This window comes from Rhodococcus sp. P14 (assembly GCF_000256505.1).
In the GTDB taxonomy this organism is placed as follows: Bacteria; Actinomycetota; Actinomycetes; order Mycobacteriales; family Mycobacteriaceae; genus Rhodococcus; species Rhodococcus ruber.
The window spans coordinates 1-4,090 of record NZ_AJFC01000056.1; the positions used below are offsets into that span (position 1 = coordinate 1).

The window sequence follows — 4,090 nt, forward strand, 5'->3', positions numbered from 1 at the left end:
TCATCGCCGCCACGGCCTTGACGTGGCCGACGTTCTCGGCGACGAGAACCACCACGACGGGCAGCGCCAGCAGCACCACGGAGAGCTCGAACGCCGGGGCGCGCAGTTCGGGCAGGCCGAACCATGCGGCGTCACGCAGGGCCGTGACGCGTTCCTCGGCGAGTCCGCCGGTGACGGCGGCGAATACCCAGCCGACGACGACGCCGACGAGAATGCCGAGACGGCCGACGAGTCCGGGGCCCAACACGGTGACGAGCAGGATGGCGGTCAGCGTGATCGCCGCGACGAGCGGCTGGGCTTCGAAGGACCCGACCGCGACCGGCGCGAGATTCAACCCGATGAGCGCGACGATCGCGCCGGTCACCACGGGGGGCATCAGTGCGTCGACGACGCGGGATCCCAGCGCCCTGACGACGAGTCCGACGAGGACGAGGGCGAGGCCCACGGCGACGATGCCGCCGAGCTGGGCGGCGGGGCCCTCCGCGGCCGAGGCCGTCAGCGGTGCGATGAACGCGAACGACGAGCCGAGGTAGCTCGGTACCCGGCCGCGGGTGATCAGCAGAAACAGGGCGGTGCCGACGCCGGAGAAGAGCAGCGTCGTGGTGACCGGGAAGCCGGTGATCGTCGGCACGAGCAGCGTCGCGCCGAACATGGCGACGACGTGCTGCATGCCGATGCCCACGGTGCGGGGCCAGGACAGTCGTTCGTCCGGGGCGACGACCTCGCCGTCGGCAACGCGACGCCCGTCGCCGTGCAGGGTCCAGCCCAACCCGGCCGTCCGTGTCCTCAGTTGTTCCTTCACAACGGGGAATGGTAGGCGCCCGCCCCGGTCCGGTCGCATCGGCTGCTCCCGGCGGCGATCGCGTCCGTCAGGCGAGTACGCGGGCCGCCGCGTCGCGGGCTTCCCCGGGGTCGACGGCGCGGAGCACCTCGTCCGCGGCCTCGCGGCAGCGGTCGAGGGTCACCGCGGCGAGTCGGGACCCGACACCGGCGACGGCCGCGGCCGCACACGACAGCGAGGTGACCCCCATGCCGGCCAGGACACAGCCGAGCAACGGGTCGGCGGCCGCCTCCCCGCACACCCCGACTCGCTTGCCGGCGGCGCGTCCGGCGGCGGCGGTGCGGGCGACCAGGGCCAGCACAGCCGGCTGCCACGGATCGGTGAGGGATGCGAGGTGGGGCGACATGCGGTCCGCGGCCATCGTGTACTGCGCGAGGTCGTTGGTGCCGATCGACAGGAAGTCGACGTGTTCTAGGAGACGTTCGGCGAGCAGCGCGGCGGCCGGCACCTCCACCATCACGCCGGGCACGAGCCCGCGGGCGCGGACGGCAGCGGCGAAGTGTGCGGTCTCGGCGACGGTCGCGATCATCGGTGCCATCACCCAGGGCTCGGTGCCCGTGCGCGCGGCCGCGGCGGCGACGGCGTCGAGCTGCCGGTCGAGCAGTCCCTCGGTGGCGTTCGCAATCCGGATGCCGCGCAACCCGAGTGCCGGGTTGTGCTCGTCGGGATGGTCGACGAAGCGCAGGGGCTTGTCGGAGCCCGCGTCGAGGGTCCGCAGGACGACCTTGCGGCCGGCGAAGGCGCTGAACACCTCGGCGTAGATCTCCGCCTGCTCCTCGACGGTGGGTTCGGTTTCCCGGTCCAGGAAGCACAGCTCGGTCCGGAACAGGCCGACTCCCTCTGCGGGGGTCGCGCGGGCCGCGCGGGCACCGGCGCCGTCCTGAACGTTGGCGAGGATCTCGACGCGATGCCCGTCCTCGGTGGCGCCCGGGCCGGCCCACGACGCGATGCGCGCCTGCTCGCTGCGGGCCGCGGCGACCGCAGCGGCCGCCTCTTCGGGGTCGGGATCGAGGCGGAGCTCACCGGCCGCGCCGTCGAGCAGGACGCGGACGCCGGCCGGGACGGTGTCGAGGTCGGCCGCCGCGACCACGCAGGGGATGCCGAGCTGGCGGGCGATGATCGCGGTGTGACTGGTGGGCCCGCCGAGGGTGGTGGCGAGTCCGATCACCCGGCTCGGGTCGAGGCCGGCGGTGTCGGCGGGGGCGAGGTCCTCCGCGAGCAGGATGGACGGCTCGTCGGGCAGGTCGAGGCCGGGTTCGGGATGGCCGGCGAGTTCGGCGATCACCCGGTCGCGGATGTCGAGAAGATCGGTGACGCGCTCGGCCATCAGCCCGCCGAGCTTGGTGAACATGTCCGCGAACTGGTCGGTGGCGCCGACTGCGGCCTCGATCGCGCCGGATCCGCTGCGGATCTTCGCGGCGACGGCGCCGAGCCACCCGCGGTCCTCGGCGAGCTGGGCGTTGGCGAGCAGGACCTCGGCGGCGGCGCCCGAGGCTCGCCCGGCGCGACTGCGCAGCCGCTCCGCGACCGCGCCGGCGGCGGCCCGGAAACGCTCGGCCTCGGCGTCGCGTGCGGTGTCCGGGATGCGCTCGAACGTGGTGGGGATCTGTGGCCGCGGGGCGGGGCGTACGACGGGCCCGTAGGCAACCCCGGGCACGACCGGCGTGCCCCGCACGATCGAGATCTCCGCCGCTGCGGGGATCGCCTTCTCCATGTCTCCTCCTCGCCGCCCGGTGTGTCGGGATGAGCCTCCGGGGTAATTCTGTGATCGAGATTACTCCGAACCATTGACATGTCAACACATACGGGCGTAAAACAACATGAAACAACATTCAGCGGCAAGGAGCCCGGCGTGTACGCAGAGGAACGGCAGCAGGCGATCGCCGAGTTGATCGGCCGGCGGGGACGGATGTCCGTCGCCGACCTGGCCACCCGCTTCCGCGTCACCACCGAGACCGTCCGCCGGGATCTGGCCCTGCTCGAACGGCTGGGACATGTGCGCCGTGTGCACGGCGGCGCCATCCCCACCGCTGCACTCACCGTCACCGAACCCGCACTGAACGAGCGCGAACACACCCACGCCGCGCAGAAGGACCGGATCGCAGCCGCGGCGGCCCGGTATCTCCCCGCCGCCGGCGGCAGCGTGGTGTTCGACGCCGGCACCACCACCGGCCGCCTGGTGGCGGCCCTGCCCGCCGACGTGGACCTCGAGGTGGTCACGAACTCGGTTCCCATCGCCGCGCGGCTCGCCGGACTCGGATCGGTGCGTCTGCACATGCTCGGCGGCCGGGTCCGCGGGATCACGCAGGCCACGGTCGGCGAGGATGCGCTGCGGTTCCTCCGCGCGCTGCACGTCGACGTCGCCTTCATCGGCACGAATGCACTCAGTGTCGGCCACGGCCTGTCCACTCCCGACCCGGACGAGGCCGCCGTCAAACGCGCGATGGTGCGCTGCGCCGACCGGGTCGTGGTCCTCGCCGACTCCTCCAAGATCGGCCGGCAGCACCTCATCAGCTTCGCCCCCGTCGACGCCGTGGACGTTCTCGTCACCGACACCGAGCTCGACGACACCGACTGCAAAGAACTCACCGACAACGGAATCGAGGTGGTGACGGCATGATCGTCACGCTGACCGCCAATCCGAGCCTGGACCGGACGGTGGCGCTGACGGGCCCCCTCGTCCGCGGCGCCGTGCACCGCGCCGCCGCCACCCGCGTGGACCCGGGTGGCAAGGGCGTCAACGTCGCCCGGGTGCTCCGCGCGGCCGGACGCCCGGTCCTGGCGGTCCTGCCGGGGAACACCGGCGACCCGCTGCTCACCGCGCTCGACGACCACGGCATCGGCTACCGCGCCGTGCCGACCGGGGGTCCCGCCCGCAGCAACATCACCGTCGCCGAGCCCGACGGCACCACCACCAAGTTCAACGAACCCGGGCCGGCGTACACGCAAGGCACCCTGGAGTCGCTGCGCCGGACCGTGGTGGACGCCGCCGCCGCCGCCCACTGGCTGGTGATGTCCGGATCCTTGCCACCCGGTGTGCCGACCGACTGGTACGCCGACCTCGTCCGCGCCGTCCGCGCCGCCGTGGACGGGTCCGCCTGCCGAATCGCCGTGGACACCTCCGAGTCGCCCCTGCTGGCGCTCGCGGCCGGGTTCCCGGACGCCGCACCCGATCTGCTCAAGCCGAACTCGGACGAGCTCGCACAGCTCACCGGCGCGGACGCCACCACCCTGGAATCGGCGGCGGGC

At 73.1% G+C, this 4,090-nt stretch carries 4 protein-coding genes; 2 read left to right on the plus strand and 2 right to left on the minus strand.

Annotation, left to right across the window (positions count from 1 at the left end; genetic code table 11):
• Together OEY_RS28000 and ptsP are read right to left on the minus strand one after the other, a co-directional pair.
• The coding region (locus OEY_RS28000; RefSeq protein WP_272942245.1) for a uracil-xanthine permease family protein at nt 1-802 on the minus strand (802 nt) is incomplete at its 3' end.
• A gap of 67 nt (nt 803-869) precedes the next feature.
• Nucleotides 870-2,555 carry a phosphoenolpyruvate--protein phosphotransferase gene (gene ptsP, locus OEY_RS0103885; RefSeq protein ID WP_010592631.1) on the minus strand — a complete coding sequence of 562 codons (1,686 nt, stop codon included), beginning with the start codon at nt 2,553-2,555 and terminating at the stop codon, nt 870-872.
• Between the two features lie 138 nt (nt 2,556-2,693).
• Between ptsP and OEY_RS0103890 the strand changes: the two genes are divergently transcribed.
• Both OEY_RS0103890 and OEY_RS0103895 read left to right on the plus strand, forming a co-directional pair.
• Nucleotides 2,694-3,461: a DeoR/GlpR family DNA-binding transcription regulator gene (locus OEY_RS0103890; protein WP_010592632.1), complete on the plus strand. Its 768-nt coding sequence runs from the start codon at nt 2,694-2,696 to the stop codon at nt 3,459-3,461.
• The coding region (locus OEY_RS0103895; protein ID WP_010592633.1) for a 1-phosphofructokinase family hexose kinase at nt 3,458-4,090 on the plus strand (633 nt) is incomplete at its 3' end. The genes OEY_RS0103890 and OEY_RS0103895, both read left to right, overlap by 4 nt.

Bases quoted from the DNA above. Each gene is read 5' to 3' on its own strand.
- ptsP (WP_010592631.1), bottom strand. From the start codon at position 2,555: ATGGAGAAGGCGATCCCCGCAGCGGCGGAGATCTCGATCGTGCGGGGC.